The following is a 26,323-nucleotide window of genomic DNA, read 5'->3' as shown; positions in this document are numbered from 1 at the left end:
GCGCCTCCTCTTTCAGACAGCGGGTGCGGGGTGGGGCGCCGCAGCGCGCCCGAGGCTGAGCTGCGGCATCGGGTGGATCACGGTGCGGAAGCCGAGCCCGGCCGCCACGACCGGGTCGGCCTCGGTGACGGCGCGCGCCTCCTGCGCATCCGCGACGCAGAGGAGGCCGAGGCCCCAGGCGCCCGCGGGGTCGAGGACGGGACCGAAGGCGACCGCCCTCCCCTCTTCCGCGAGGGCGCGCCAATGGGCGGCGTGGGCCCGCATGGCGGCGCCCTCCTCCGGCGTCATGTCGGCCGGGAACGTCGCGCGGGGCGCGATCAGCCGGCAGAAGAAATACGCCATCGCGCGAGCCCTCGGAGGGTCAGACCGCCAGGGCCTCGTTGAGGAAGGCCTGGAGCTGAGCCATGTGCTTCGACATCAGGCCGACCGCCGTCGAGGCCGAGGCCGGGCGCCCGACGTAGCGCGGCCGCTTCGAGGCCACGCCCGCCTGGTTGAGGACCCACTCGAGATAGGGCTCGACGAAGGTCCAGGCGCCCATGTTCTTGGGCTCCTCCTGACACCAGATCACCTCGGCGTTGCGGAAGCGCGACACCTCCCCGGCCAGCGACTTCAGCGGGAACGGGTAGAGCTGCTCGACGCGCATCAGGTAGACGTCGTTGATGCCCCGCTTCTCGCGCTCCTCGAACAGGTCGTAGTAGACCTTGCCCGAGCAGAGCACGACGCGACGGATCTTGTCGTCCTTGACGAGCCTGATGCCGTCCGGCGTCTTCTCGGCATCGTCCCAGAGCACCCGGTGGAAGCTCGACCCCTCGGTGAGTTCGTCGAGCCGCGACACCGCGCGCTTGTGGCGCAGGAGCGACTTCGGGGTCATCAGCACGAGCGGCTTGCGGAAGTCGCGCTTCAGCTGCCGGCGCAGGATGTGGAAGTAGTTCGAGGGCGTCGTGCAGTTGGCGACCTGCATGTTGTCCTCGGCGCAGAGCTGCAGGTAGCGCTCCAGCCGGGCCGAGGAATGCTCCGGCCCCTGGCCCTCGTAGCCGTGCGGCAGCAGCATCACGAGACCCGACATGCGCAGCCACTTGCGCTCGCCGCTGGAGATGAACTGGTCGATCACGACCTGCGCGCCGTTGGCGAAGTCGCCGAACTGCGCCTCCCACAGTACCAGGGCGTTGGGCTCGGCGAGCGAGTAGCCGTACTCGAAGCCGAGCACCGCCTCCTCCGAGAGCATCGAGTTGATGACCTCGTAGCGGGCCTGCCCCTCGCGGATGTGGTTGAGGGGCGTGTAGCGCTCCTCGGTCTCCTGGTCGATCAGCACCGAGTGGCGCTGCGAGAAGGTGCCGCGCTCCACGTCCTGGCCGGAGAGCCGGACCCGGTGATGCTCGGTCAGCAGCGAGCCGTAGGCGAGGGCCTCGGCGGTCGCCCAGTCGAGCCCCTCTCCGGTCTCGATCGCCTTGGCGCGGTTGTCGAGGAAGCGCTGGATCGTGCGGTGGAGGCGGAAATTCGCCGGGACCTTGGTGATCTGGCGGGCGATCTCGCGCAGGGTCTCGGCCGGCACGCCGGTGCGGCCGCGGCGCGGGTCGTCCTCGTCCTCGCGCACCGACTTCAGGCCCGACCAGCGGCCGTCGAGCCAATCCGCCTTGTTGGCCTTGTAGGCGTTGGCGACGTCGAACTCGCTGTCGAGCGTCGACCGGAACTCGGACTTGCGGGCTTCGAGGTCCGCCTCCTTGACGGCCCCGGCCTCGACCAGCCGCTTGCCGTAGATCTCCAGCGTCGAGGGGTGCTTGCGGATGATCTTGTACATCTTCGGCTGCGTGAACGCCGGCTCGTCGCCCTCGTTGTGGCCGAAGCGGCGGTAGCACAGCATGTCGATGACCACCGGCTTGTGGAACTTCTGCCGGTACTCGGTCGCGACCTTGGCGGCGAAGACCACGGCCTCGGGGTCGTCGCCGTTGCAGTGGAAGATCGGCGCCTCGACCATCTTGGCGACGTCGGACGGATAGGGCGAGGAGCGCGAGAAGCGCGGATCGGTGGTGAAGCCGATCTGGTTGTTGATGATGAAGTGGATCGAGCCGCCGGTGCGGTGGCCCTTCAGCCCCGAGAGGCCGAGGCACTCCGCCACCACGCCCTGGCCCGCGAAGGCGGCGTCGCCGTGGATGAGGAGCGGCAGCACCGAGGTGCGCTGGTCGGGCGCGTCGTTGTGCTGGTCCTGCTTGGCGCGGACCTTGCCGAGCACGACCGGATCGACGATCTCCAGGTGCGACGGGTTGGCGGTGAGCGACAGGTGGACGCCGTTGCCGTCGAAGCTGCGGTCGCTCGACGCGCCGAGGTGGTACTTCACGTCGCCCGACCCCTCGACCTCCTCCGGCGAGGCCGAGCCGCCCTTGAACTCGTGGAAGATCGCCCGGAACGGCTTGCTCATCACGTTGGCGAGCACGTTCAGCCGGCCGCGATGGGCCATGCCGACCACGATCTCCTTCACGCCGAGCGCGCCGCCGCGCTTGATGATCTGCTCCAGCGCCGGGACCATCGCCTCGGAGCCGTCGAGGCCGAAGCGCTTGGTGCCCGTGTACTTGAGGTCGAGGAACTTCTCGAAGCCCTCCGCCTCGATGAGCTTGTTGAGGATGGCCCGCCTGCCCTGCTCGGTGAAGGAGATCTCCTTGTCCTTGCCCTCGATGCGCTCCTGGATCCAGGCCTTCTCCTCGGGGTCGGAGATGTGCATGAACTCGACGCCGAGCGTCTGGCAGTAGGTGCGCCGCAGGATCGCGACGATCTCGCGGATCGTCGAGAATTCGAGGCCCAGCACGTTGTCGAGGAAGATCGGCCGGTCGTAATCGGCGTCCGTGAACCCGTAATGCTGCGGGTGCAGCTCCTCGTGGTCGCCGCGCAGCTGCAGGCCGAGCGGGTCGAGCTTGGCGTGCAGGTGGCCGCGCATGCGGTAGGCGCGGATCAGCATGATCGCGCGCACGGAATCCTTGGTCGCCTGCTGCACGTCGGCCGGTGCAATCGGCGCGCCCTTGGCCTCGGCGCGGGACTTGATCTTGTCGCCGACCGCCTTCTCCAGGGTCGACCAGTTGCCGTCGAGGGCCGAGACCAGCTCGCCGTTGGCGGCGACCGGCCAGTTCGGCTTCGTCCAGGACGCCCCCTCGGCGTTCTTGACGACGATGGCCTTCTCCTCCTTCAGGCCGGCGAAGAAGCTCCGCCACTCCGGATCGACGGAGTTCGGATCCTTCGTGTAGGCCGCGTAGAGGTCCTCGATGTAGGCGGCGTTCGCCCCGTAGAGGAACGAGGTGCCGAGAAGGGTTTCGTTCGCGTCCTGGCGTGCCATGGCGTTGGTCTACCCGCGGTTTGGGCTCGGTCGGGCTCCGGGGGGAGCGGGCGAGCAGCCGGTTGGGGTCCCTCGGGGCCTCTCGGGGCGTGCGGCCCCTCGGGAGCGCTGCCGCCCGGGAGGAGCCCCGATATGGGATCCGGAAAGACGCCCCGCGCGGGGCTCAGCCATGCGCGGGACGCATCAATCTCGGGCTGAACTCAGCCCTTGAGCACGTCGACCAGGGTCTTGCCGAGGCGGGCCGGCGACGGGGAGACGCGGATGCCGGCCTCCTCCATGGCGGCGATCTTGTCCTCGGCGCCGCCCTTGCCGCCCGAGATGATCGCGCCGGCATGGCCCATGCGGCGGCCCGGGGGCGCGGTGCGGCCGGCGATGAAACCCACCATCGGCTTCTTGCGCCCGCGCTTGGCCTCGTCCCGGATGAACTGGGCCGCCTCCTCCTCGGCCGAGCCGCCGATCTCGCCGATCATCACGATCGACTCGGTCTTCTCGTCCGCGAGGAACAACTCCAGCATGTCGATGAACTCGGTGCCCTTGACCGGGTCGCCGCCGATGCCGACCGCCGTGGTCTGGCCCAGGCCCTCGTTCGAGGTCTGGAACACCGCCTCGTAGGTGAGCGTGCCGGAACGCGACACGATGCCGACCGAGCCGGGCTTGAAGATGTTGGCCGGCATGATGCCGATCTTCGACTCGCCCGCCGTGACGATGCCGGGGCAGTTCGGGCCGACGAGGCGCGACTTCGAGCCCTCCAGGGCCCGCTTCACCCGCACCATGTCGAGGACGGGAATGCCCTCGGTGATGCAGACGATGAGCGGGATCTCGGCCTGGATCGCCTCGCAGATCGCGTCCGCGGCGCCCGGCGGCGGCACGTAGACGACCGAGGCGTCGGCGCCGGTCGCCTCGCGCGCCTCCTGGACCGTGTCGAAGACCGGCAGCCCGAGATGGGTCGAGCCGCCTTTGCCGGGGCTGGTGCCGCCGACCATCTTGGTGCCGTAGGCGATCGCCTGCTCGGAATGGAAGGTGCCGTTCTTGCCGGTGAAGCCCTGGCAGATCACCTTGGTGTTCTTGTCGATCAGGATGGACACGGACGTGAACTCCGGTGCTTAGCGTTCTTCGGGCGTCAGCGCTGGCGCACGGCCGCGACGATCTTCTGGGCTGCGTCGTCGAGATCGTCCGCCGGGATGACGTTGAGCCCCGAGGAGCGGATGATCTCCTTGCCCTTCTCGACGTTGGTGCCTTCGAGGCGCACCACCAGGGGCACCTGCAGGCCCACCGCCTTGACGGCCGCGATCACGCCGTTGGCGATCACGTCGCACTTCATGATCCCGCCGAAGATGTTGACGAGGATCCCCTTCACGTTCGGGTCGGCCGTGATGATCTTGAAGGCCGCCGTCACCTTCTCCTCGGAGGCGCCGCCGCCGACGTCGAGGAAGTTCGCCGGCTCCTCGCCGTAGAGCTTGATGATGTCGAGCGTCGCCATGGCGAGGCCGGCGCCGTTGACCATGCAGCCGATCGTGCCCTCGAGCGCGATGTAGGCGAGGTCGTACTTCGAGGCCTCGATCTCCTTCTCGTCCTCCTCGGTCGTGTCGCGCAGCTGCACGATCTCCGGGTGGCGGTAGAGGGCGTTCGAGTCGAAGGAGATCTTGGCGTCCAGGCACTTCAGGTGCCCGTCCTTGGTCACGATCAGCGGGTTGATCTCCAGCATGCTCATGTCCTTGGCGGTGAACGCCTGGTAGAGCCGGGCGGTGAGATCCTCCGCCTCCTTGGCGAGCGGGCCCGAGAGGCCGAGCGCCTTGGCGACCGCGCGGCCGTGATGGGGCATCACGCCCGTCGCCGGATCGACCGAGAAGGTCACGATCTTCTCGGGCGTGTCGTGGGCGACCTGCTCGATATCCATGCCGCCCTCGGTCGAGACCACGTAGGCGACCCGGCCGGTCGCGCGGTCGACCAGCATCGAGAGGTAGAACTCGGTGTCGATGTCCGAGCCGTCCTCGATGTAGAGGCGGTTGACCTGCTTGCCGGCCTCGCCGGTCTGCACCGTCACGAGGGTGCGCCCGAGCATCTGCTCGGCGAAGGTCTTGACCTCGTCGATCGACTTGGCGAGGCGCACGCCGCCCTTCTCGCCGGCCTTGGCCTCCTTGAATTTGCCCTTGCCGCGCCCGCCGGCGTGGATCTGGGACTTGACCACCCAGAGCGGCCCGCCGAGTTCGCGGGCGGCGGCCTCGGCTTCCGCGGCCTTGAAGATGGCCTTGCCGTTGGAGACCGGCAGGCCGAACTCCTTCAGCACCGCCTTGGCTTGGTATTCGTGGATGTTCATGGACGTTTCCGGGTAGGCGAGTGGCGAATGGCGAAGGGCGCGTGGCGGGCCGGAGGGATGGCGGAACGGTGGTGCCGCGCGCGGCCCCCTTCGCCATCCGCCGCCCGCCACTCGCCCCCTGGGCGACTAGGCCAGGGCCGCGTTGATGCCCTTGCAGGCCTCGACGAGACCCTTCACCGAGGCGACCGACTTGTCGAACATCGCCTTCTCCTCGGCCGAGAATTCGACCTCGACGACGCGCTCGACGCCGTTCTCGCCGATCACGATCGGCACGCCGATGAACAGGCCGTCGATGCCGTACTGGCCGGTCAGGTAGGCGGCGCAGGGGAGCACGCGCCTCTTGTCCTTGAGGTAGCTCTCCGCCATGGCGATGGCCGAGGCCGCCGGCGCGTAGAAGGCCGAGCCGGTCTTGAGCAGGTTGACGATCTCGCCGCCGCCCTTGCGGGTGCGCTCGACCATGGCGTCGAGCTTCTCCTGCGTGGTCCAGCCCATCTTGACGAGGTCGGGCAGCGGGACGCCGGCCACCGTCGAGTAGCGCACCAGCGGCACCATGTCGTCGCCGTGGCCGCCGAGCACGAAGGCGGTGACGTCCTCGACCGAGACCTGGAACTCCTCGGCCAGGAAGTGGCGGAAGCGGGCCGAGTCGAGCACGCCCGCCATGCCGACGATCTTGTTGGGGGCGAGGCCGGAGAATTTCTGCAGCGCCCAGACCATCGCGTCGAGCGGGTTGGTGATGCAGATCACGAAGGCGTTCGGGGCGTGGGTCCTGATGCCGGCGCCGACCTTCTCCATCACCTGCAGGTTGATGCCGATGAGGTCGTCGCGGCTCATGCCCGGCTTGCGCGGCACGCCGGCCGTCACGATCACCACGTCGGCGCCCGCGATGGCCGCGTAGTCGCTCGCGCCCGCGTACTTGGCGTCGAACCCGTCCACGGGAGCGGATTCGGCGATGTCGAGGCCCTTGCCCTGCGGCACGCCGTCGGCGATGTCGAACAGAACGACGTCGCCGAGTTCCTTGAGGCCGGCGAGGTGCGCGAGGGTTCCGCCGATCTGCCCGGCGCCAATCAGCGCGATCTTCTTGCGTGCCATGTGAGAACCGATCCTTCGCGGCTTTGGGTGGAACCGTCTGGGGCCGGGGTCCGCCTCGCGAGGAACCCCGCGCCGGCGCGGCCTGTTTGGCCGAAAAGCCAGGGGCGGACAACCCGATCCTCCGGCAAGATGCAGGGCAGCACCCGCCCGGAGCGCGCGCGGGGAGGCCAGCCGGTGAAATTTTTCACGTGTGCAGAGCAGCTTAGCTGCTGCCTCAGCGTTTGTTACAAATGATAGCGAATGTTATTCCGTCACAGCGCGCCGGTGCGCAGGACCCGCAGGATCGCCCGGATGACCGCGCCGAACCGGGCCTCGATCAGGTCGCGGGGCACTTCGGCGTCGAGCTGGATCGAGGCCGGGTGCGTGAAGCGGTGGCTGGCGTCGAACACGAAGGCGAGGGCGCGCTCCCGGTCGCGGAGGTGGAAGGCGCCGCCGGCGATGCCCTCGTCGACCACGCGCTCGACGAGGAGCCTCAGGCGCCCGCGGTGGCGCCGGGTGATGGGCCTGGACTCCACGGTGGCGTCGAGATGCACCGCGAACAGGTGGGGATCCTTGGCCAGCACCTCGCGCTGCAGGGTCGAGAGGGCGAGGAGCAGGCGCTCCAGCTTGTCGTCGGCGGGGTCGGGCGCGTCGGCGATCGCGGCGAGTTCGGTCTCGACCTCGCGCAGCCAGCGCCCGGCGACCGCGTCGACAAGGGCGGTCTTCGAGGGGAAGTAGCGGTAGACGTTGGCGTGCGTCATGCCGGCTTCCGCCGCGACCCCGACCACGGTCACCTGCCGGTGGCCGAGGCGGCGCAGGTGCTCGCTCGCGATGGCGAGGAGCCGCGCATCGGCGGAGGGCGGCGCCGCGCGGGCGCGGGCGGCGGGCGCGACGAGGAGCTGGCCGTCCGGCGAGAGGCGCACGGCGCCGGCCCGCGCCCGGCCGCCGCGCGGCGGGTCGGCCTCGTCTCTCGAACCGGCGCCGGAGCGGGTGCGACGCATGCGGGCGTTGTCGACCTTTGGATGGAGAGGTCTTGCGCGACGGCCCGCTCCTTGCCGCGCCTCGAAATTAGCCGGGAGTGCGGGGGGCGGGAAGCCCTCCCGGGACGAGGAGAGTCCGCCTGGGCAGGGGGAGTTCCGCGGCCGGGCGCGGATCAGGTCTCCACCAGCCCGGTCGTGCTGCCCGAGGCCTCGGAATCCGGCCGGCCGTGCGGCAGGGCGAGGTACTCCTCCGAGCGCATCTCGATCAGGCGCGACACCGTGCGCTCGAACTCGAAGGCCTCGCGGCCCGTCTCGGCCCGGTAGAGGTCGGGGGCCTCGGCCTGCGCGGAGGCGAGGAGCTTGGTGCGGGTGTCGTAGAGCGCGTCCACCAGCGTGATGAAGCGCTTGGCCTCGTTGCGCTGCGCCAGGCCCATGACCGGGATCGCCTCCACGATCAGGGTGTGGAAGCGCTGGGCAAGGGCGAGGTAGTCGGAGGCGCCGAGCGGTCGCGCGCAGAGATCCGCGAAGGTGAAGCGCGCCACCCCGGCGGCGGCCTCCGGGATGAACACGTCATGGCCCTTCACGGCGATCGTGGCCGGATGTCCCTGCTTGTGGCCGGTGAGCGCCCGGAAGGCCCGCGTCAGCGCCGTGGCGGCGGCCTCGTCGGCCGGCACGTGGTAGACCGGCGAGCCGCCGAGCTTCTCCAGGCGGAAATCCGTGCGGGAATCGAGCCGGACCACCGCGACCTGCTCCTTCAGGAGCGCGATGAAGGGCAGGAACAGCGCCCGGTTGAGGCCGCCCTCGTAGAGCCGGTCGGGCTCGACGTTCGAGGTCGCCACCATCACGACGCCCTGGCCGAACAGGGCCGTGAACAGGCGGCCGAGGATCATCGCGTCGGCGATGTCGGTCACCGTGAACTCGTCGAAGCAGAGCAGCCTCGCCTGCTCGGCCAGCGCCTCGGCCACCGGAGCGATCGGGTCGTCGCCCTTGGCGCGCCCCGCCTTCACGGCCTGCCGGTGCTGGTGGATGCGCTCGTGCACGTCCGCCATGAAGGCGTGGAAGTGGACCCGCCGCTTCGACCCCGGCGCCGCCTCGTGGAAGAGGTCCATCAGCATCGTCTTGCCGCGCCCGACGAGGCCCCAGACGTAGAGGCCGCGCGGCCCGGTCGCCGGCTCGGGCCTGCGCCCGAGCAGCCGGCCGAGCGGGCCGAGCTTTTGCGGCGCGGGCGCCTCCGCGAGCTCGGCCACCAGGGCGTCGAGATGGGCCACGAGGTGCGTCTGGGCGGGATCGCGCTCGATGGCGCCCTCGGCCACGAGCGCCTCGTAGCGGGCCGCCACGGGGCCGGAGGAAGCGGTGCAGTGCGTCACCCGCCCCGCTTAGACCGGCGGCCGCGCCGGCGCAATGCGGTGCTTTCGAGGCGAAACCATGCGTCCGCCGCAGGGCGGCCCGGCCGGAACGGCCGCGCCCGTGCTGCATTGCACAACGGCGCCGGGCGGGATTCGTCCGGCCGGGAGAGCAACGCCCGGGAGCGCGTCAGCGCAGTCCTGGAGTCGTCACACACATGACCCATTCCGTGAGCGGCGCGGCGGTGATCCGCCGCCTGTGGCCGAGCGACCGCGCGGCGGTCGAGGCGCATTTCGGCCGGCTCGACCGGGAGACCCGGTTCAACCGCTTCATGGCCGCGGTGAGCGAGGCGGGGGCGCGCTCCTACGGCGCGGCCGCCCTCGCCCGCGACGGCCTCGTCTACGGCGCCTTCGTCGACGGGATCCTGCGCGGCGTCGGGGAGCTGCGCCCGACCGGCCCCGCCGGCCTCGGGCCCGAGGCCGAGGCCGCCTTCTCCGTGGAGCCCGGCTACCGGCAGCGCGGCCTCGGCACCGCCCTCGCCGAACGCCTCTGCACCGCCGCGCGCCACGCGGCCGTGGGCCAGGTGCATCTGCGCGCGCTCGCCGGAAACCGCCCCCTCCTGGCCCTCGCCCGGCGGCTCGGCGCGGAGCCGGTCCTCTCCGGCGGCGAGGCCCACGCGATCGTCCCCATCGCGCCCGCGACCGCCCTCTCGCACTGGGCCGAGAGCCTCGACGGGCTCATCGACGCGATGCTGGCGGCGTTCCAGCCCCGCGCGGCGCAGCGCGCCGCCTGAGCCCGCGCCGGGCCGGACTGACGCGACGGCCCCCGCCGCCCTATCTGGGCGGCACCCACAGGCGGATCTCGCGGAAGGATCTCGGACATGGCCAGGCAGGACAGGACGGCGCTGATCGTCGGCGCCTCGCGGGGACTCGGGCTCGGGCTGGTGCAGGCGCTGCTGAAGCGGGGCTGGGACGTGACCGCCACGGCCCGCGGCCCCGCTCCGCAGCTGGAAGCGGTCGGGCCGGCGGCCCCGCATGTCGAGCGGGTCGACATCGACGACGACGAGGCGGTGAGGGGTCTGCGCAGGCGCCTCGACGGACGAAGCTTCGACGTCGTCTTCATCGTGGCCGGCATCGCGCCGGACGCGCAGGTGCCGGCGCCGCAGATCGACCGCGCGGTGGCGCTCCGGGTCTACGAGACCAACGCCCTGAGCCCGGTCCGGGCGGCCGAGACCCTGGCGCCGCTGGTGGCGCCGGGCGGCCTCGTCGTGCTGATGAGCTCGATCCTGGGCAGCGTCGCCCTCAACGACGGCGGCACCTGGGAGACCTACCGCGCCAGCAAGGCCGCCCTCAACAGCCTCGCCCGCAGCTTCGAGGCGCGCCACGGCGACGCGCCCTTCGGCGTCGTGCTGATGCATCCGGGCTGGGTGCGCACCGAGATGGGCGGGCCGGAGGCCGATATCGACGTGGCGACCAGCGCCGAGGGCATGGCCGCGGTGCTGGAGCGCCAGCTCGGCCGCAAGGGCATCGCCTATCTCGACTACCGGGGCGAGACGCTGCCCTGGTGAGCCGTCATCCGCCGTCCGGACGATCACGTCCGGGAAGCGAATGCCAAGCCCGCGCGGCGCGTGAGCGACGCCGAGATCCGCGTTGCGACGCGATCCGTCGGATGTCGGATTACAGGCCCGCCGCCCGCCCGAGCGCCACCACGGCGAGGCCCGCGGCGATCGCCGCGAGTTCGAACCGGGTGAGCGCCATCACGGCGGCGGCCGCGGCGAGGCCGGCGATCCCGGGCGCCCCGGCCGCGAGGCCGGTCGGGAGCGCGGTCGCCACCACGATCGAGCCGGGCAGGGCCCGCAGGCCCCGCTCGACGCGCGGCGTCAGCCGCACGCGGCTCATCAGCAGCACGCCGGAGGCGCGGCACAGGTAGGTGACGGCGGTGAGCGCCGCGACGGCGAGGAGCGAGCCGGCCGGCCCGGCGAGCCACTGCGCGCTCACCGCGCCGCCCCGTCATCGACGAGCGCCCCGGTGACGAGGCCCGCGAGCGCCCCCGCGGCGATGAAGCCGTAGCCCGGCACGAGGCGCTGCACCGCGAGCGCGACCGCGCCCGAGACGAGCCAGGGCAGGGCCGGGCGGACGCCGCGCCAGAGCGGCGCCAGCATGGCGGCGAAGAAGATCGGCATGATCATGTCGAGGGCGTAGGCCCGGGGCTGCGCCACCAATCCGCCGGCGAGGTGCCCGAGCCCGGTCGTGGCGATCCAGAGCGGCCACATCCCGAACCCGGCCCCGAACAGGATTCCGAGGTCGCGCCCGCCCTCCGCGCGATGGCGCATGCCGATGAGCCAGCCCGCATCGACGAGGAAGAACAGCGTCAGGGCGGTGCGCCAGAACGGCGTGCCGCGCAGCCAGGGCTGCACCGTGGCGCCCATCAGGATCATCCGCGCATTGATCAGCGCCGTCACGGTCATGGCCGCGAGGAGCGCGCTCAGGGTCCAGGGCCGGCCCCAGACCTCCAGCGTCACCATCTGGGCCGCGCCCGCGTACACGAAGGCGCTCATGCCGAGCGCCTCCGACAGGGTGAGGCCGCGCTGCGCCGCCGCGGCCCCGAAGGCGGCGCCGAACACCGCGATGCTCGGCCAGACCGGCAGGCCGAGGCGGATGCCCGCCAGGATTCCGGCGCGCGTGAAGGGGGCGGCGGTCGGCAGCATCGCGTGCGGGAGCCGGGCGCCCCTCAGGCGGCCGACGCGAGGCGCCGGATCGAGGTGATCGGCCCGGCCCCGGCCGCGGCGATGCGCGCCCGCGCCTGCGCGAGCGGCTCGATCGCCACGGCCATGTGGTGGCCGTTCGCGTGGATCAGGGTGGCCGGATCGAGCATCAGCCCGACATGGCCGCGCCAGAACACGAGGTCGCCGCGCGCGAGCCCGTCGAGGCCGGGCGTCACCGGGACCGGGATCCCGAGCGCGGCCTCCTGCAGGTCCGCGTCGCGCGGCGCGGCGATCCCGGCCGCCCCGAGCGCGATCTGCACCAGGCCCGAGCAGTCGAGGCCGAGGCTGGAGCGCCCGCCCCACAGGTAGGGCGTGCCGAGGAGGCGGGTGGCGGTGGCGGCGTAGTCGGGCGCGCGGGCCGAGAGGTCGGCGAGATGGGCCGCGTAGACGTAGCCGCCCCCGGCGAGGCGGGCATAGGCGCCCTCCTCGCCCTCGACCGCGACGGCGGCCGAGAGGCTCAGATGCGCGAGCGGCGGCCGCTTCAGGTCGGGCGCCGGGAACACGAAGCTGCGCAGCGCGGTGACGCGATGGGTCGGCGCCGGGTCGGGGTCGCCCAGGCAGGCGGCCGGCAGGTAGCCGACGTAGCCGTCCGCCTCGAGCTGCGCGTAGGCCCAGCCCGCCGCCACCTCGAACACCGTCACGGCCTCGCCGCGCAGGGCCTCGGTGTCGAGGGCGGCGTCGTCGCGCGGGGCCCGGCGCAGGGGCGCGAGGGGCGCGCCGACCCGCCGCGTCGTGCCGGCGACGAATCGGGCGGCCTGCACGGCGCCGCGCAGGCGCGCATCGGCGAGGTCGGGGCGGGCCGCGGTCAGGCGCGGGTCCCGGGCGGGGGCGGAATGTGCGGGAGCGGTCACGGGCGCGACTCTTGCAACGCCTTCGCGGCCGCACAAGGGCGGACGAGCGAGGATTACCGCGACGATGCTGCGCCTGTCCCACCTGCGACACAATGCCCAAGTCCCGTTCTGCGACCGCCCCGGCACTGCTGTGTCGGGCGGATTCGCGAGGCGGGCACGGCCGATAGCGCCGACCGAGGCGGCCTGTCCGGGCGGGCGCGCGGCGTCGCCGGCGCCCGGATCGTCGTGCTGCACTGCAAAATCCGGCGCGGACGCGCTATAACCCCCCTCATGACGATGGGCCGCCCCGTGAAGAAGCCGACCGACAAGAACCGCCCCCTGCCGCCGATCCGCGTCCGCAAGGAGCCGCCGACGGTCGCCGAGGCCGTGGCCGCGGCGCAGGATCTCGCCGACGACATCGAGCAGCAGGTCGAGATCGCCGCCGGCCTGATCGGCCTGCCGCCGGACGAGGTCCGGCCCCACGTGCTGAAGGCCGTCAAGCCGAAATCCGATCGCGCGCCCGAGCGGATCATCAGCACCGGCAGCGGCATGCGGGGCCCCCGCACCGTGATCGTGGAGCGCAAGGTCGGCCGGCCGCTCGTCGAGCGCCGCATCCGCCCCCTCGACGGCCGCCGCTGACGCGGAGGCGGACCGGCCCTTGCGGGCGGCCGCCCCCTCTCCAGATATGCCCTGGGCCCGAGCGGCGGGGCCTGATCCGCTGGCTCGGGCAGGCGTGCCGGCTCCGCGCGGCGTGGTGCGCCGAGGGCGCCCGGAGCGAGCCGATGGACGCGACCTTCTCCCGGAATGCGGCCCGCTTCGGGGCGAGCGCCGTCCCGGAGGGGGGCCGGGTCGCCGCCTGACCGCCCCCGTGGACGCCCCCTCCCCCGCCCGCCTGCCCGCCGTCGAGCGCCTCCTCGGCCATCCCGACCTCGCGCGGCGCGCGGCCGCGCACGGCCGCACCCTGGTGACCGAGGCGGTTCGGGCGGTGCTCGGCGAGATCCGGCAGGCCCGGCTGCCCGCCCCGCCCGCGGACGCCCTCGCGGAGGCCGTCGGCGCGCGGCTCGACGCGTGGCTCACGCCCTCGCTGCGGCCGGTCTTCAACCTCACCGGGACGGTGCTGCACACCAATCTCGGCCGGGCCCTGCTGCCCCGCGAGGCGGCGGAGGCGGTCGTCGCCGCGATGACCCGGCCGACCAACCTCGAGCTCGACCTCGCCACCGGGCGCCGCGGCGAGCGCGACGCCCACGCGGAGGCGCTGATCTGCCGCCTCACCGGGGCGGAGGCGGCGACGGTCGTCAACAACAACGCGGCGGCGGTGCTCCTCGTCCTCACGGCCCTGGCGCGGCGGCGGGAGGTGCCGGTCTCCCGCGGGGAGCTGGTCGAGATCGGCGGCGCCTTCCGGATGCCGGACGTGATGGCCCGGGCCGGCAGCCGCCTCGTCGAGATCGGCACCACCAACCGCACCCACCTCGCCGATTACGCGGCGGCGATCGGGCCGCGCACCGGCCTGGTGATGCGGGTGCATCCGAGCAATTACGCGATCCAGGGATTCACGGCCGCGCCCGATCCCGCGGCGCTGCACGCCCTGTGCCGGGAGCGCGGCCTGCCCTTCTGCGTCGATCTCGGCAGCGGCGCGCTCGTCGACCTCGCGGCTTACGGCCTGCCGCGCGAGCCCGTGGTCCGCGAGGCGCTGGCCGATGCCGACCTCGTGCTGTTCAGCGGCGACAAGCTGATGGGCGGCGTGCAGTGCGGGATCGTCGCGGGCCGCGCCGACCTGGTGGCGCGGCTGCGCCGGGACCCGCTGAAGCGGGCGCTGCGGGTCGACAAGATGACCCTCGCGGCCCTGGAGGCGGTGCTGCGGCTCTACCGGGAGCCCGAGCGCCTACGCGAGCGGCTGCCCACCCTGCGGCTGCTGACCCGCCCCCAGGCGGAGATCCGGGCGCAGGCCGAGGCCCTGGCCCCGATCGTGGCGCGGGCCCTCGGCGCGCAGGCGCGCGTCGCGGTCGAGCCCTGCCTCAGCCAGGTCGGCTCCGGGTCGCTGCCGGTCGAGAGCCTGCCGAGCGCCGCCCTCGTCCTGCGTCCCGCCTCCGTCAAGGGGGCGGGCACCTCCGGCAAGGGGGCGGGCGCTTGGCCCGAGCGCCTCGCGGCGCGGTTCCGGGCGCTTCCCGTCCCGGTGCTCGGGCGCGTCGCGGAGGGGGCCTACCGCCTCGACCTGCGCACCCTGGACGACGCGGATGCCTTCGCGGACCAGATCCTACTCCGTCCGTTCTAGGACCAAAAGGCTATCGACGTGTTATATTCCGGGCAAAAATGACCCGCGCGCGGTTCTTCGACCGTCGAGTTCGTGGTATGCGTTCCCTTTGCGCGCGCGAGTTCTTGACCGGCGCGGCAGGCTCGCGGTGCCCGCGCGCGACAGTATGGTGTGACGAATGACGTCTCTCGAGCCCATCGTGTCGGGCTTTGACACGCTCCGCCTCGACAACCAGCTCTGCTACGCGCTCTACGCGGCCTCGCACCGGATGACGAAGTGCTACAGGCCCCTGCTGGAGCGCCTCGGCATCACCTATCCGCAATACCTCGTCCTGATCGTGCTGTGGGAGACGGACGGCCTGACCGTGTCGGAGATCGGCCGGCGGCTGCGCCTGGATTCCGGCACGCTCACCCCCGTGCTCAAGCGGCTGGAATCCGCGCGCTACGTGCGCCGCACCCGCCGCCAGCAGGACGAGCGCGAGGTCGAGATCAGTCTCACCCCGGAGGGCTTGGCCCTGCGCGACGAGGCGGTGGCGGTGCGCCAGGAGATCGTTCGCCAGCTCAAGATGAGCGAGGCCGAGATTGCCGAGCTCCGGATCCGGCTGGACGACCTCATCACGACCCTCGGCGCCGAGGCCTGAGGGCGAGATAGTTTGCCGGGAAATTAATTCGGCTTGAGTCCCCCCCGGGGCCGCGCCTATGGAGGGGCCGCCGCCTCGGCGCCCCGGTCACCCCCGCACGGTCTCGCCACCCTCGTGATGCCTGTCCCGCCTCCCGCCGACCGGACCGTGCAGGGCCCGCGCGCCGGATGAAGAGTCTGCGCAACCTCACGGCCGCGCTCACCGGCTGGGTGGAAGGCGCCGAGGCTCCGCGCCGGCAGGTCGGCGTGCTGCCGCTGCGCCACGGGCCGGACGGCGCGCAGGTGCTCCTCATCACGTCGCGCGAGACCCGCCGCTGGGTGATCCCCAAGGGCTGGCCCATGAAGGGCCTCAAGAATCACGAGGCCGCCGCCCGCGAGGCCTACGAGGAGGCCGGCGTCATCGGCCGGGTCGAGAAGCACGCGCTCGGCAGCTACCTCTACCAGAAGCGCCTCAAGAGCCGGGACACGGTCCTGTGCCAAGTGCAGGTCTTCCCCCTGCATGTCAGGCGGCAGCTCAAGGCCTGGCCCGAGCAGCAGGAGCGCGACGGTCGCTGGTTCAGCCCCTCGGACGCGGCCGAGGCCGTGACGGAGCCCGGCCTCGCCGCCCTGATCCGCGCCGCCGCCGGCCGGGAGAAGAAGCGCGGCAAGCGGCGCGGTTAGCCTCGCGCGGGCGGCCGGGGCCCGCTCACGTCAACGGCCCGGGATGCCGACGCATCGGGCCGTCGACCCTCTCGAATGGGCGACACCACGCCGAAGGCGCGGCGGCGCATTCGAGACCCGACCCAGCGGTCACGGGACATGACCGGCGGGATCACTCCTCCACGCCGCCGAACCCGCTGCGATGGGCGCGCGGGGGACGCGCCGCCGCGGCGCCGGTCGCGACGTCGCGGTCGGCCCAGCCGCCGCGCACCGCGATGCCCTGACCGGAATCGATCGCCTCCGCCGCGTTGCGCCAGCCCGCGGCGCCGCTGAGGCCGCCGGGCGCCGTGGCGGGCGGGATACCGGCCGGGGCCGTGTAGCTCTGGGCGAGAGCGGTGCCGGCCGAGAGCGCCAGCTTGAGCGCCGCGGCGCCGGCAAGAAGTGAAGCGCGCATGATCGTCTGTCCTCCCCGTCGAGCGGGTCGCCCCTCAACCGGTCGAGATAGGAGCGGTTCCGCCCTTCGGGAAGGCTGCTTGACCCAGCGTAAGGCAATCGCTGGCCAAGTTTGAGGCAGTTCCGTCGCGCCCGGGTCGGTCCTCGGGGCACGCCCGCCGCGCACAACGCTGTCGCGCCAACCCCTTGCGCGAGGTCCGCGGCATCCGGGCCGGCCCCCGGGCCGCGCCGCCGACGACCCGGCCTGTGCGCCCGCGCACGCGCCGGGACCTGCGACGGCGACCGGTTGCCCGGGGCGGGGTACCGCGGGGCCGGGCCGCGCCGACGTCGGGGGCCCCGATGCCGGAGCGTCTCCCGGTCCGCGCCCGCGGGGAACGGTTCAGTTCGGGAGCTTGTCGTCGATCCCCTTCACGTACCAGTTCATGCCCAGGATCATCGGGTCGGGCGCGACCTCCCCGGCCTTCACGGCCAGCGTCCCGTCCTGCTTGGTGATCGGGCCGGTGAAGACGTGGAAGCTGCCGTCCTTGATCGCCTTCGTGCGCGCCTCGGCGGCGGCCTTCACGTCGTCGGGCATGTTGGCGAAGGGGGCGAGCACCACGGCCCCCTCCTTCATGCCGTCCCAGACATCGGCGCTCTTCCAGGTTCCGCCGAGGACCGCCTTGGCGGCGCCGACGTAGTGCGGCCCCCAATCGTCCACGATCGAGGTGAGCTGGGCCTTGGGCGCGAAGCGCATCATGTCGGAGGATTGGCCGAAGCCGAGCTTGCCCTGCTTCTCGGCCTCCTGCAGGGGCGCCGCGGAGTCGGTGTGCTGCGAGAGGATGTCGGCCCCCTGGGCCAGCAGCGCCTTGGCCGCCTCCGCCTCCTTGCCCGGATCGAACCACGTGTTGACCCAGACGATCTTGACCTTGATGTCGGGCTTCACGGATTGCGCGCCCAGCATGAAGGCGTTGATGCCGCTCACCACTTCGGGGATCGGGAAGGAGGCGATGTAGCCGAGCACGCCCGTCTTGGTCATCCTGGCGGCGATCTCGCCGCAGACGTAGCGGCCCTCGTAGAACCGGGCCGAGTAGGTGCCGACGTTGGGCGCCCGCTTGTAGCCGGTGGCGTGCTCGAATTTCAGCTTGGGGAATTTCCTGGCGACCTTGAGGGTCGGCTCCATGAAGCCGAACGAGGTGGTGAAGATCAGGTCCTGGCCGGAGCGGGCGAGGCTCTCGATCGCGCGCTCGCTGTCGGCCTCGGGCACCGATTCGAGGTACGTGGTCTGGACCTTGTCGCCGAGGGCGGCCTCGAGCGCCTTGCGGCCCTGGTCGTGCTGGTAGGAGTAGCCGTAATCGCTCACCGGCCCGACATAGACGAAGCCGACCTTCAGCCTGTCGGCCGCCCGCGCGGGCGCGGAGGCGAGGCCGAGGGCGACGAGGCCCGCCGCGGCCGCGTGCAGGGCGCCCTGGACGATCCGTTTCATGACGTGCTCCTTGGGAGGCCGCGGATCAGCGCGGCGGGATGAAGACGCGCCCGAGCGAGGCCGGGGCGGTCGAGCCGCCGGCCCGCCGGCCGAGCGAGAGGATGACGAGGGCCAGGATCGTGGCGAGGTAGGGCAGCGCCGAGAGGGCCTGCCCCGGCAGGCCGATGCCGGCCGCCTGGGCGTGCAGCTGCAGCACCGTGGCGCCGCCGAAGAGCAGCGCGCCCGCGACGAGGCGCCCGAGCCGCCAGGAGGCGAAGACCACCAGCGCGAGCGCGATCCAGCCGCGGCCCGCCGTCATGGCGGGCGCCCAGAACGGCGTGTAGGCCAGGGACAGGTAGGCGCCGCCGAGCCCGGCGCAGCCGCCCCCGAACAGCACCGCGAGCAGCCGCACCCGCCGCACGGGCAGTCCGAGGCCGTGGGTGGCGGCGTGGTCGTCGCCGATCGCCCGCAGCGCCAAGCCCGCCCGCGTGCGCCACAGGAAGACCCAGACCCCGGCGACCAGGAGGGCGGCGGCGTACACGAAGGCGTCCTGGCCGAAGACCAGGCGGCCGATGCCCGGCAGGTCGGAGAGCAGGGGCAGGTGCAGGTGCGGCGCCGCCTCGCGCTTGAGGCCGATATAGGGCGCCCCGACCAGCCCCGAGAGGCCGAGGCCGAGGATCGTGAGCGCGAGCCCGGAGGCGACCTGGTTGGCGGCGAGACCGATCGTCAGCAGGGCGAACAGCCCCGCCAGGGCGATGCCGGCCGCGATGCCGGCGAGCGCCCCGACCAGGGTCGAGCCGCTCTCCACCGCCGCCGCGAAGCCGAGGGCGGCGCCGAGCACCATCATGCCCTCGACGCCGAGGTTGAGCACGCCCGCGCGCTCCGCCACGAGTTCCCCGGTGGCGGCGAGCAGGAGCGGGGTCGACGCGGTGACGATGGTGAACAGCACCATCTGGACGAGGTCGAGACTCACGCCGCACGCCCTCCCGGCACGAGGCGCACCCGGTAGCGCGCCAGCACGTCGGCGCCGAGGACCAGGGCGAGCAGCAGGCCCTGGAAGGCGCGGGTGAGGTCGAGGGGCAGCTTGAGGGCGATCTGCGCCCCCTCGGCCCCGATCGTCGTGAGGGCGATGACGAGGGAGGCCAGGGCGATCCCGATCGGCGAGAGCCGGCCGAGGAAGGCCACGATGATCGCCGTGAAGCCGTAGCCGGGGGAGATCGAGGGTTGCAGCTGGCCGATCCTGCCGGCGACCTCGGCGATGCCGGCGAGCCCCGCCGCGCCGCCGGAGACCGCGAACGCCGCCAGCGTCAGCCGCGCCTCGCTGAAGCCGGCGAAGCGCGCCGCCCGCGGCGCGGCGCCGACCACCCGCACCCGGAAGCCGAACAGGGTGCGGGACAGGACGACGACCGCGAGGAGCACGACGGCCAGCGCGATCAGCACGCCCGCGTGCAGGTTCTCGCCCTCGATCAGCGGGGCGAGGCGGGCCGCGTCGTCGAAGCCGACGCTCTGGGGGAAGTTGTAGCCCGCCGGGTCGCGCAGGGGCCCGCGCACGAGGTAGTCGAGCAGGAGTTCGGCGACGTAGACGAGCATCAGGCTGGTCAGGATCTCCGAGACGCCGAGGGCGACCCTGAGGATCGCCGGGATCAGCGCGTAGGCCATGCCGGCGAGCGTGCCCGCCGCCAGCATCGCGGGCAGGATCCAGGACGTGCCGAGCGGCCCGCCCTCGATCCCGTGCGTGGCGACGGCGATGCACCCGCCGGCCAGCCCGCCGATCACGAACTGGCCCTCGGCGCCGATATTCCAGAGATTGGCCCGGTAGCAGAAGGCGAGGCCCGTCGCGATCAGCGCCAGCGGCGCCGCCTTCAGGGCCACCTCCTGCAGGGACCAGAACTCGGTCAGCGGGGCGACGAAGTAGATCGCGAAGGCGGCCGCGGGCGAGCGGCCCATCGCCGCCACCGCGAGGCCGCCGATGGCCACCGCGAGCGCGAAGGCCAGGGCCGGGCTCAGCGCCTCCATGAGCCGCGAGCGGCGCGGCCGGGGAGCGAGGTCAAGGCGCACGCACATCCTCCTGGCGGGCACCGCCCGCATGGGCACCGCCCGCGTGGACACCGCCCGCATGGGCACCGCCCGTGCGGGCTTCGGCCTCGCGGGCGTCGCCCGAATGGGCCTGCACCTCCGGGCCGGCGGCCCCGCCCATCATCAGGCCGATCGCCTCGCGGGTGAGGTCGCCCGCCGGCCGGGCGGGGGAGAGCCGGCCCTCGTGCAGCACGGCGATGCGCCCGGCCACCTCGAACAGCTCGTCGAGGTCCTGGCTGATGACGAGGACGGCGGCGCCCCGCCCGGCGAGGTCGAGCAGCGCTTGGCGGATGCGCGCCGCCGCCGCCGCGTCCACGCCCCAGGTCGGCTGGTTGATGACGAGGATCCCGGGCTCGGCCAGGATCTCGCGCCCGACCAGGAATTTCTGCAGGTTGCCGCCCGACAGGGTGCGGGCGGCCGGGTCGGGCCCGGCCTTGCGCACGTCGAAGGCCGCGACGATCGCCTGCATCAGCGCGCGGGCCGCGCCGAGGCGCAGGAACCCGGCCCGCGCGAGCCCCGCATCGGCGTGGCGCGACAGGATGGCGTTGTCGGTCAGGCCGAGGTCCGGCGCCGCGCCGTGGCCGTTGCGCTCCTCGGGCACGAAGGCGGCACCGCGCCGCCGCCGGGCCGTGATGCCGAGCCGCCCGACCGGCGCCCCGTCGACCTGCACCGAATCGGCGCGCTCGGCCAGGGTCTCGCCCGAGAGGGCGGCGAAGAGCTCGGCCTGGCCGTTCCCGGCGATGCCCGCGATCCCCACCACCTCGCCCTCGCGCACGCGGAGCGAGACGTCGCGGAGCGGCGTGCCGTGGAGGCCCGGGGCGGGAAGCGACAGGCCGTCGACCACGAGGCGCGCGCGGGCGCCGGGCGGGCGGGCGGGCGGGCGCACCTCCGCCACCTGCTCGCCGACCATCAGGGCGGCGAGGGAGCGGGCGCTCTCCCGGCGGGGGTCGCAGGCGCCCACCACCTTGCCGCCGCGCAGGATCGTCGCCCGGCTGCAGAGCCGGCGCACCTCGTCGAGCTTGTGCGAGATGTAGAGGATCGCCCTGCCCTCGTCGCGCAGCCGCTCCAGCACCCGGAACAGGCCCTCGGCCTCGCCGGGGGTGAGCACCGAGGTCGGCTCGTCCAGGATGACGAGGACCGGATCCTGGAGGAGGCAGCGGACGATCTCGATGCGCTGGCGCTCCCCCGCCGAGAGCGACCAGACCGGCCGGTCGGGATCGAGCGGGAGCCCGTAGGCGGCCGTCACCGCCGCGAGCCGCCCGCGCAGGGCCGCCCTCGCCAACCTGCGGGGCATCACCAGCGCGATGTTCTCGATCACCGTCAGGTTCTCGCACAGCGAGAAGTGCTGGAACACCATGCCGATGCCGAGCGCCCGAGCGGCCTCCGGGCTCGGGATGCGGATCCGCTCGCCCCGATGGGTCAGCGCCCCGGAGGTCGGCTCCAGGAGGCCGTAGAGCATCTTCATCAGGGTCGACTTGCCGGCCCCGTTCTCGCCGAGCAGGGCGTGGATCTCGCCCGCGCGGATCTCCAGGTCGACGCCGTCATTGGCCGCGAAGGCGCCGAACCGCTTGACGATCCCGTAGGCGCCGAACAGGGGGGTGGCCTCGGCCATGCCGGTCACGCGGCCCCGAACAGCGAGCGGGCCGCGTCGCCGTGGGCCTCGCGCAGGGCGCGCAGGTCGAGCCCGACCGGCGCCCCGTCGATCACCCGCCATCGGCCCGCCACCATCACCCGGTCGGCCCGGCTCGCGCCGCACAGGACCAGGGCGGCGAGCGGGTCGTGCCCGCCGGAGAAGCGCAGCTCGTCGAGCGTGAAGAGGGCGAGGTCCGCCTCGCAGCCCTCCTCCAGGCGGCCGATGTCCCGGCGCCCGAGGCAGCCCGCCGAGCCCTCGGTGGCCCAGCGCAGGGCGTCGCGATGGGTCACCCTCTCGGCCCCGTAGGTCAGCCGGTTCAGCATCACGGCGTGGCGCACCTCCTCGATCAGGTTCGACGCGTCGTTCGAGGCCGAGCCGTCGACCCCGAGCCCGACCGGGCTCCCGGCGGCTTCGAGCTCGCAGGTCCGGCAGAAGCCCGAGGCCAGGGTCATGTTCGAGGTCGGGCAGTGGCAGATGCCGACCCCCGCTCGCCCGAGCCGCGCCACCTCCCCGTCGTCGAAGTGGATGCCGTGGGCGAGCCAGGTCCGCGAGGAGAGCCAGCCGACCTCCTCCAGGTAGTCGACCGGCCGCTGCCCGAAGGCGGACAGGCAGTAGGCGTTCTCGTCGCGGGTCTCCCCCAGATGGGTGTGGAGCCGGCACCCGTGCCGCGCCGCGAGCGCCGCCGTCTCGCGCATCAGGCGCTTGGTCACCGCGAAAGGCGAGCAGGGGCTGAGCGCGATCTGCACCATCGCGCCCGGCGCGGGGTCGTGGAACAGCCCGAGCACCCGCTCGCAATCCGCCAGGATGGTGTCGTCGTCCTGGACCACGCTCTCGGGCGGCAGGCCGCCGTCCTTCTCCGACAGGCTCATGGAGCCGCGGGTCACGCAGGCGCGGATGCCGAGGGCCCGCGCCTCCTCGACCTGGATGTCGACCGCCGCCTCGAGCCCCCGCGGGAACAGGTAGTGGTGGTCGGCCGCGGTGGTGCAGCCCGAGAGCAGCAATTCCGTGTAGGCGAGCCGGGTCGCCAGCCGGAACGAATCCGGGGTGAGCCGCGCCCAGATCGGGTAGAGCGCCTTCAGCCACGGGAAGAGCGGCTTGTTGATCGCCGCCGGATGGGCGCGCGTCAGCGTCTGGAAGACGTGGTGGTGCGTGTTGACGAGCCCGGGGATCACCACGTGGCGCGAGCAATCGACCGCCGCGTCGGCCGGCACGGCCGGCGCGCCTCCGGCGGGCACCCGCTCCACGATGCGGCTGCCCTGCACCACGAGGCCGCCGCCGGCCCCCTCCGCCAGGATCGCCAGCGGGTCGCGCAGCCAGAGCCGCGCGCCCGCCCCCGTGTCGTCCCGCTGCATCCCGGTCCCCGCGATCCGCCGCAACCCTCAGAAGATATGGAACGCGACGCCGGCCAGGAAGGCTTTTTCCTCGGACCCGGGCACCCTGCTCTGGTCATTGCCGAACTTGTTGCGCCAGTACTGGAAGCCCACGAACACGTTGACGCGGTTCGGCTTGTCGTAGATCAGCTTTCCGACATCAAGGACGAGGTTGGTGCGCGACAGGAATTCGGTGACGGTCTTGGCGCCGAAGCCGTCCCTGCCTTTCGGCAGCACGACGTTGTTGAAGCCCGCGAGGCTGAGCGGCAGCCCGGTGAAATCGAGCGGGAAGTTGTAGACCAGCTCGAATTCCGGCGTGACCTGAAACTCGACGTCGCGCGCCGGCAGCGGCACGATGCCGTTGCGGTTCCACTCCTTCGAGGCGTGGACCGCGAGGTTCATGAAGCCGGCCGGCACGTCGAAGGCGAAGCTCACGCCCGCCACCATCAGGCGCTTCTCGGAGCCGAACGACGTGTTCTTCGAATTCATGTCGGCGCCGAAGGAGATCGACACGTCCTTGACGACACCCGGGATGGCGAAAGCCTTGCTGCTGCTGAGCGCGTTGCCCGAGAGGGTGCCGCGGTAGAGGCCGTAGGCCTCGGTCGCGCCGATTCCGGTGGCGATGCCGAGCCGCGGGAAGGCGTAGCCCGACGGGTCCTGCGAGCCGGATTTCAGGATGTCGAGGGAGAAGAAGTTCGTGCCGTAGGCCCAGGCATCCGCGTGCGAGATGTTGAGGACGTGCTTGGGAATCCCGCGCCCGTCGAGCGGGTCGGCGGTCTTGCGGTTCGGGATGCCGGGCTCCGAGGCCGGGAAGACGTAGCGGTAGCTCACCTGAGTGTCGGCGAACAGGAAGATCGAGTCCGGCACCGGCGCCGGCGCGACCGGCGCTTTGGCCGGCACGTCCGCCGCCTGCGCCTGAGCCAGCATGGCGATGCCGGTCGCCATCGCCACGAGCCCCGGCGCCACGAGCCCCGGCGCCACAAGCCCCGGCGCCACAAGCCCCGGCGCCACGAGCCCCCGCTTGACCATCCCCGTCTCCCATTCCCCTGCGTCACTCCCCAGGGTCAGGGCAACGTCCGTGCCACGATCCGCGCCCCGGCCGCGGCCATCCCGGCATGGTGCAGTCGTGACACAGATATGGATCAGTCTCCGGCGGGGTTGGGATCGGGAATGACGCTCACATGGGCCGCGACGACCTTCCACCCATCCGCGAAGCGGCACCAAGTCTGGCTCTGGCGCCCGACCATGCCCGGATTTCCGGCACGAAAGAACAATGTCATGGCAGTCGCGCAGTCGCGGCCGTGGGTGGTGATCACGGTCCGCGCCAGGGTCCGGGCGAGGCCGGCGGGCGAGCGGGCGCGCCGGAAGGCCCGGATCGCGTCCATGCCGTAGAGGTTCTCGCCCCCGCCGTACCGGATGGTGCGGGGATCGTCCCAGAACAGGGATTCCAGGGTGGCGACGTCGTTCGACACCAGGGCGGCCTCGTAGGCGGCGAAGGCCGCCTCGACCTCGGCCTTCACGGCCGGGTCGTCGACCGCGCGCGCGTCCGGATCGGCGGGGAGCGGCATCGGCGGGATCCTTCAGAGCGGGGCGACCGGCGCGCGCGCGACGCCGGCCTGTTCGAGGGCGTGGGCGATCCGCAGGGCCACGTCCTCGCGCCAGGGCGCCGCGATGACCTGAACGCCGAGGGGGAGGCCGTCGTCGAGCCAGACCGGCACCGCCGCGACCGGGAGGCCGACGAAGGAGATCGGCTGGGTGAAGACGCCCAGGTTCGGCCGCAGCGGCATCGCGACCCCGTCGAGGACCAGCACCGTCTCGCCGCCGCGCGGCGCCCGGCAGGGCGTTGCGGGGGCGAGGATCGCGTCCACGCCGGCGAAGACCTCCGCCACCGCCCCGGCGTACCAGCGCCGGAAGCGCTGGGCGCGCTCGACGTGCGGGGCCGGGATCATGGCGCCGGCGAGGAGCCGGTCGCGCACCGCCGGGTCGAAATCCCCGGGGCGCGCGCGCAGCCGGTCGAGGTGCAGGGCGGCGCCCTCGGCCGCGGAGATCAGGTAGGCCGCCGCGCGGGCGCGCGCCGCCTCGGGGATCTCGACGGTGGCGTCGGCGCCGAGCGCCCGGGCGACCCGGGCGACCGCCTCGAAGGCCTCCGGGTCGCCGCCGCGGGCGAAGTAGCCTCCCGCCACCGCGACGCGCAGGCCCTCGGCCCCGCGCCCCAGGAGCGGGGTGACGGGCTCGGGCGGGCGCCGCGTCGCGACCGGGTCCTCCGGATCCGGTCCCTGCATGGCGTCGTAGGCCAGGGCGAGGTCGGCGACGCTGCGCGCCATCGGACCCAGGTGGTCGAGGCTGCCGACGAAGGGGAAGCTGCCGGCCCGGGTGAGGCGGCCGTAGGTCGGCTTGAGGCCGAACACGCCGCAGAAGGCGCTGGGGACCCGGATCGACCCGTTGGTGTCCGAGCCGAGGGTGAGGGGCACGAGGCCCGCGGCGAGCGCCGCCCCCGAGCCGCCCGACGAGCCGCCGCTCATGTGGGCGAGGGCGTGCGGGTTGCGGCTCGGCCCGTCATGGACGTTCTCGCCGGTGAAGTCGTAGGCGTACTCGCCCATGTTGAGGGCGCCGACGAGGATCGCCCCGGCCGCCTCGAGGCGCCGCACCAGGGCCCCGTCCCGGGCGGCCGGCACCCGCTCGCGGTTGATGCGCGAACCGGCCCGGGTCGGCAATCCCGCGACGTCGATCAGGTTCTTGACCGCGAACGGCACCCCCGCGAGGGGACCCGCGGCCTCGCCGCGGTCGAGCCGCGCGTCGAGCGCCTCCGCGGCGGCGAGCGCCCGCGCGGCGGTCACGTCCGTGAAGGCGCCGACGCGCGGGTCGAGCGCGGCGATGCGGTCGAGGGCGGCCGCGACGACCGCCCGGGCGCCGAGCTCGCGCCGCGCGACGCGCCCCGCGATGGCGGCGGCGAAGTCCGGCGTCACGGCGCGGCCTCGAAGACCGGGGCGGCTTCGAGCTCGTCCGGCAGGGGATGCCCCGCCGCTCGCGCGGCGGCGGCCAGCAGCGTCGCGAGGTGGCCGAGGACGCCCTCGCGCCATTCCGGCCGCACATCGAGGCCGAGGAGCGGCGCGGCCGCGTCCAGGTAGGCGGCGAGCGCCGCGGGTGGGGGCGGGGTCTCGGTCACGGCATGCCTCCTGCAGGATCGCCTGCTCCG

26 protein-coding genes are annotated in these 26,323 nt (G+C 73.0%); 6 read left to right on the top strand and 20 right to left on the bottom strand.

Going from position 1 to position 26,323, the window contains the following annotated elements; all coding sequences use genetic code 11:
• Positions 1-12: 12 nt before the first annotated feature.
• The 7 genes from M446_RS10270 to zapE form a co-directional block, all read right to left on the bottom strand.
• Positions 13-342, bottom strand: coding sequence for a YciI family protein (locus tag M446_RS10270; protein ID WP_012332036.1), 330 nt, complete (start codon positions 340-342; stop codon positions 13-15).
• A gap of 19 nt (positions 343-361) precedes the next feature.
• Positions 362-3,322, bottom strand: a complete 2,961-nt coding sequence (locus M446_RS10265) for a 2-oxoglutarate dehydrogenase E1 component (protein WP_012332035.1) — start codon at positions 3,320-3,322, stop codon at positions 362-364.
• Positions 3,323-3,522: 200 nt separating this feature from the next.
• A complete protein-coding gene (sucD, locus tag M446_RS10260) occupies positions 3,523-4,407 on the bottom strand; it encodes a succinate--CoA ligase subunit alpha (protein WP_012332034.1) in 885 nt (294 codons plus the stop codon).
• Between the two features lie 35 nt (positions 4,408-4,442).
• Positions 4,443-5,639 (bottom strand): ADP-forming succinate--CoA ligase subunit beta, encoded by a 1,197-nt coding sequence (gene sucC / locus M446_RS10255; RefSeq protein WP_012332033.1) that lies wholly within the window; start codon positions 5,637-5,639, stop codon positions 4,443-4,445.
• A 126-nt stretch (positions 5,640-5,765) separates the two neighbouring features.
• Complete coding sequence (gene mdh, locus M446_RS10250; protein WP_012332032.1) at positions 5,766-6,728, bottom strand: malate dehydrogenase; 963 nt, start codon at positions 6,726-6,728, stop codon at positions 5,766-5,768.
• A gap of 251 nt (positions 6,729-6,979) precedes the next feature.
• The gene (locus M446_RS10245; RefSeq protein ID WP_012332031.1) at positions 6,980-7,708 is read right to left on the bottom strand and encodes a TetR/AcrR family transcriptional regulator; all 729 of its coding nucleotides are present in this window, start codon (positions 7,706-7,708) and stop codon (positions 6,980-6,982) included.
• Positions 7,709-7,860: 152 nt separating this feature from the next.
• Positions 7,861-9,054: a cell division protein ZapE gene (zapE, locus tag M446_RS10240; RefSeq protein WP_012332030.1), complete on the bottom strand. Its 1,194-nt coding sequence runs from the start codon at positions 9,052-9,054 to the stop codon at positions 7,861-7,863.
• A gap of 194 nt (positions 9,055-9,248) precedes the next feature.
• Here zapE and M446_RS10235 point away from each other — a divergent pair, with 194 nt between their 5' ends.
• Together M446_RS10235 and M446_RS10230 are read left to right on the top strand one after the other, a co-directional pair.
• Positions 9,249-9,824, top strand: a complete 576-nt coding sequence (locus M446_RS10235; RefSeq protein WP_012332029.1) for a GNAT family N-acetyltransferase — start codon at positions 9,249-9,251, stop codon at positions 9,822-9,824.
• A gap of 87 nt (positions 9,825-9,911) precedes the next feature.
• A complete protein-coding gene (locus M446_RS10230; RefSeq protein ID WP_012332028.1) occupies positions 9,912-10,598 on the top strand; it encodes an SDR family oxidoreductase in 687 nt (228 codons plus the stop codon).
• A gap of 109 nt (positions 10,599-10,707) precedes the next feature.
• Here M446_RS10230 and M446_RS10225 read toward each other — a convergent pair whose 3' ends face one another.
• Genes M446_RS10225 through M446_RS10215 form a run of 3 tightly spaced genes read right to left on the bottom strand, consistent with a single transcriptional unit; the run spans position 10,708 to position 12,646 of the window.
• The gene (locus M446_RS10225; RefSeq protein WP_012332027.1) at positions 10,708-11,028 is read right to left on the bottom strand and encodes an AzlD family protein; all 321 of its coding nucleotides are present in this window, start codon (positions 11,026-11,028) and stop codon (positions 10,708-10,710) included.
• A complete protein-coding gene (locus M446_RS10220) occupies positions 11,025-11,738 on the bottom strand; it encodes an AzlC family ABC transporter permease (RefSeq protein ID WP_012332026.1) in 714 nt (237 codons plus the stop codon). The genes M446_RS10225 and M446_RS10220 overlap by 4 nt, the downstream gene beginning before the upstream one ends.
• Before the next feature lie 23 nt (positions 11,739-11,761).
• On the bottom strand, positions 11,762-12,646 hold the full coding sequence (locus M446_RS10215; RefSeq protein WP_012332025.1) for a C40 family peptidase: 885 nt from the start codon (positions 12,644-12,646) through the stop codon (positions 11,762-11,764).
• A gap of 270 nt (positions 12,647-12,916) precedes the next feature.
• On the opposite strand from M446_RS10215, the gene M446_RS10210 reads away from it, so the two are divergent.
• The 4 genes from M446_RS10210 to M446_RS10195 all read left to right on the top strand — a co-directional run bounded on the left by M446_RS10210 (position 12,917) and on the right by M446_RS10195 (position 16,175).
• Positions 12,917-13,264: a hypothetical protein gene (locus M446_RS10210; protein WP_012332024.1), complete on the top strand. Its 348-nt coding sequence runs from the start codon at positions 12,917-12,919 to the stop codon at positions 13,262-13,264.
• A gap of 229 nt (positions 13,265-13,493) precedes the next feature.
• The gene (selA, locus tag M446_RS10205) at positions 13,494-14,897 is read left to right on the top strand and encodes an L-seryl-tRNA(Sec) selenium transferase (RefSeq protein WP_012332023.1); all 1,404 of its coding nucleotides are present in this window, start codon (positions 13,494-13,496) and stop codon (positions 14,895-14,897) included.
• A 157-nt stretch (positions 14,898-15,054) separates the two neighbouring features.
• Entirely contained in the window at positions 15,055-15,516 is a 462-nt protein-coding gene (locus tag M446_RS10200) for a MarR family winged helix-turn-helix transcriptional regulator (RefSeq protein ID WP_012332022.1), read from the top strand.
• A gap of 167 nt (positions 15,517-15,683) precedes the next feature.
• The gene (locus tag M446_RS10195) at positions 15,684-16,175 is read left to right on the top strand and encodes an NUDIX hydrolase (RefSeq protein ID WP_012332021.1); all 492 of its coding nucleotides are present in this window, start codon (positions 15,684-15,686) and stop codon (positions 16,173-16,175) included.
• Between the two features lie 151 nt (positions 16,176-16,326).
• Here M446_RS10195 and M446_RS10190 read toward each other — a convergent pair whose 3' ends face one another.
• From M446_RS10190 to M446_RS38850, 10 genes are all read right to left on the bottom strand, one after another.
• Complete coding sequence (locus M446_RS10190; RefSeq protein WP_012332020.1) at positions 16,327-16,608, bottom strand: hypothetical protein; 282 nt, start codon at positions 16,606-16,608, stop codon at positions 16,327-16,329.
• Between the two features lie 378 nt (positions 16,609-16,986).
• On the bottom strand, positions 16,987-18,069 hold the full coding sequence (locus M446_RS10185) for a BMP family ABC transporter substrate-binding protein (RefSeq protein ID WP_012332019.1): 1,083 nt from the start codon (positions 18,067-18,069) through the stop codon (positions 16,987-16,989).
• A 25-nt stretch (positions 18,070-18,094) separates the two neighbouring features.
• The gene (locus M446_RS10180) at positions 18,095-19,021 is read right to left on the bottom strand and encodes an ABC transporter permease (RefSeq protein ID WP_012332018.1); all 927 of its coding nucleotides are present in this window, start codon (positions 19,019-19,021) and stop codon (positions 18,095-18,097) included.
• Positions 19,018-20,106, bottom strand: a complete 1,089-nt coding sequence (locus tag M446_RS10175; protein WP_012332017.1) for an ABC transporter permease — start codon at positions 20,104-20,106, stop codon at positions 19,018-19,020. The genes M446_RS10180 and M446_RS10175 overlap by 4 nt, the downstream gene beginning before the upstream one ends.
• Positions 20,096-21,736 (bottom strand): ABC transporter ATP-binding protein, encoded by a 1,641-nt coding sequence (locus M446_RS10170; RefSeq protein ID WP_012332016.1) that lies wholly within the window; start codon positions 21,734-21,736, stop codon positions 20,096-20,098. The genes M446_RS10175 and M446_RS10170 overlap by 11 nt, the downstream gene beginning before the upstream one ends.
• Positions 21,737-21,741: 5 nt before the next feature.
• Complete coding sequence (locus M446_RS10165) at positions 21,742-23,109, bottom strand: 8-oxoguanine deaminase (RefSeq protein ID WP_012332015.1); 1,368 nt, start codon at positions 23,107-23,109, stop codon at positions 21,742-21,744.
• Between the two features lie 27 nt (positions 23,110-23,136).
• Complete coding sequence (locus tag M446_RS10160) at positions 23,137-24,072, bottom strand: hypothetical protein (RefSeq protein ID WP_043702224.1); 936 nt, start codon at positions 24,070-24,072, stop codon at positions 23,137-23,139.
• A 197-nt stretch (positions 24,073-24,269) separates the two neighbouring features.
• Positions 24,270-24,695, bottom strand: coding sequence for an oxalurate catabolism protein HpxZ (gene hpxZ / locus M446_RS10155; protein WP_012332013.1), 426 nt, complete (start codon positions 24,693-24,695; stop codon positions 24,270-24,272).
• A 12-nt stretch (positions 24,696-24,707) separates the two neighbouring features.
• Positions 24,708-26,093, bottom strand: coding sequence for an AtzE family amidohydrolase (locus M446_RS10150; protein ID WP_012332012.1), 1,386 nt, complete (start codon positions 26,091-26,093; stop codon positions 24,708-24,710).
• Positions 26,090-26,293 carry a DUF4089 domain-containing protein gene (locus M446_RS38850; protein WP_012332011.1) on the bottom strand — a complete coding sequence of 68 codons (204 nt, stop codon included), beginning with the start codon at positions 26,291-26,293 and terminating at the stop codon, positions 26,090-26,092. The genes M446_RS10150 and M446_RS38850 overlap by 4 nt, the downstream gene beginning before the upstream one ends.
• Positions 26,294-26,323 lie beyond the last annotated feature (30 nt).

It is taken from the genome of Methylobacterium sp. 4-46 (assembly GCF_000019365.1).
Taxonomy (GTDB): Bacteria; Pseudomonadota; Alphaproteobacteria; order Rhizobiales; family Beijerinckiaceae; genus Methylobacterium.
The sequence above is the reverse complement of the archived record's forward strand: the minus strand, read 5'-3'. Positions and strand labels throughout refer to the sequence as shown.

What these genes read in the sequence shown, in the direction of transcription:
- M446_RS10200 (WP_012332022.1), top strand. Translation starts at nt 15,055, where the DNA reads ATGACGTCTCTCGAGCCCATCGTGTCGGGCTTTGACACGCTCCGCCTC.
- sucC (WP_012332033.1), bottom strand. Translation starts at nt 5,639, where the DNA reads ATGAACATCCACGAATACCAAGCCAAGGCGGTGCTGAAGGAGTTCGGC.
- M446_RS10245 (WP_012332031.1), bottom strand. Translation starts at nt 7,708, where the DNA reads ATGCGTCGCACCCGCTCCGGCGCCGGTTCGAGAGACGAGGCCGACCCG.
- M446_RS10170 (WP_012332016.1), bottom strand. Translation starts at nt 21,736, where the DNA reads ATGGCCGAGGCCACCCCCCTGTTCGGCGCCTACGGGATCGTCAAGCGG.
- M446_RS10220 (WP_012332026.1), bottom strand. Translation starts at nt 11,738, where the DNA reads ATGCTGCCGACCGCCGCCCCCTTCACGCGCGCCGGAATCCTGGCGGGC.
- M446_RS10195 (WP_012332021.1), top strand. Translation starts at nt 15,684, where the DNA reads ATGAAGAGTCTGCGCAACCTCACGGCCGCGCTCACCGGCTGGGTGGAA.
- M446_RS10190 (WP_012332020.1), bottom strand. Translation starts at nt 16,608, where the DNA reads ATGCGCGCTTCACTTCTTGCCGGCGCCGCGGCGCTCAAGCTGGCGCTC.
- M446_RS10165 (WP_012332015.1), bottom strand. Translation starts at nt 23,109, where the DNA reads ATGCAGCGGGACGACACGGGGGCGGGCGCGCGGCTCTGGCTGCGCGAC.
- M446_RS10185 (WP_012332019.1), bottom strand. Translation starts at nt 18,069, where the DNA reads ATGAAACGGATCGTCCAGGGCGCCCTGCACGCGGCCGCGGCGGGCCTC.
- mdh (WP_012332032.1), bottom strand. Translation starts at nt 6,728, where the DNA reads ATGGCACGCAAGAAGATCGCGCTGATTGGCGCCGGGCAGATCGGCGGA.
- M446_RS10210 (WP_012332024.1), top strand. Translation starts at nt 12,917, where the DNA reads ATGACGATGGGCCGCCCCGTGAAGAAGCCGACCGACAAGAACCGCCCC.
- M446_RS10230 (WP_012332028.1), top strand. Translation starts at nt 9,912, where the DNA reads ATGGCCAGGCAGGACAGGACGGCGCTGATCGTCGGCGCCTCGCGGGGA.
- M446_RS10235 (WP_012332029.1), top strand. Translation starts at nt 9,249, where the DNA reads ATGACCCATTCCGTGAGCGGCGCGGCGGTGATCCGCCGCCTGTGGCCG.
- M446_RS10160 (WP_043702224.1), bottom strand. Translation starts at nt 24,072, where the DNA reads ATGGCGACCGGCATCGCCATGCTGGCTCAGGCGCAGGCGGCGGACGTG.
- M446_RS10270 (WP_012332036.1), bottom strand. Translation starts at nt 342, where the DNA reads ATGGCGTATTTCTTCTGCCGGCTGATCGCGCCCCGCGCGACGTTCCCG.
- hpxZ (WP_012332013.1), bottom strand. Translation starts at nt 24,695, where the DNA reads ATGCCGCTCCCCGCCGATCCGGACGCGCGCGCGGTCGACGACCCGGCC.
- M446_RS10265 (WP_012332035.1), bottom strand. Translation starts at nt 3,322, where the DNA reads ATGGCACGCCAGGACGCGAACGAAACCCTTCTCGGCACCTCGTTCCTC.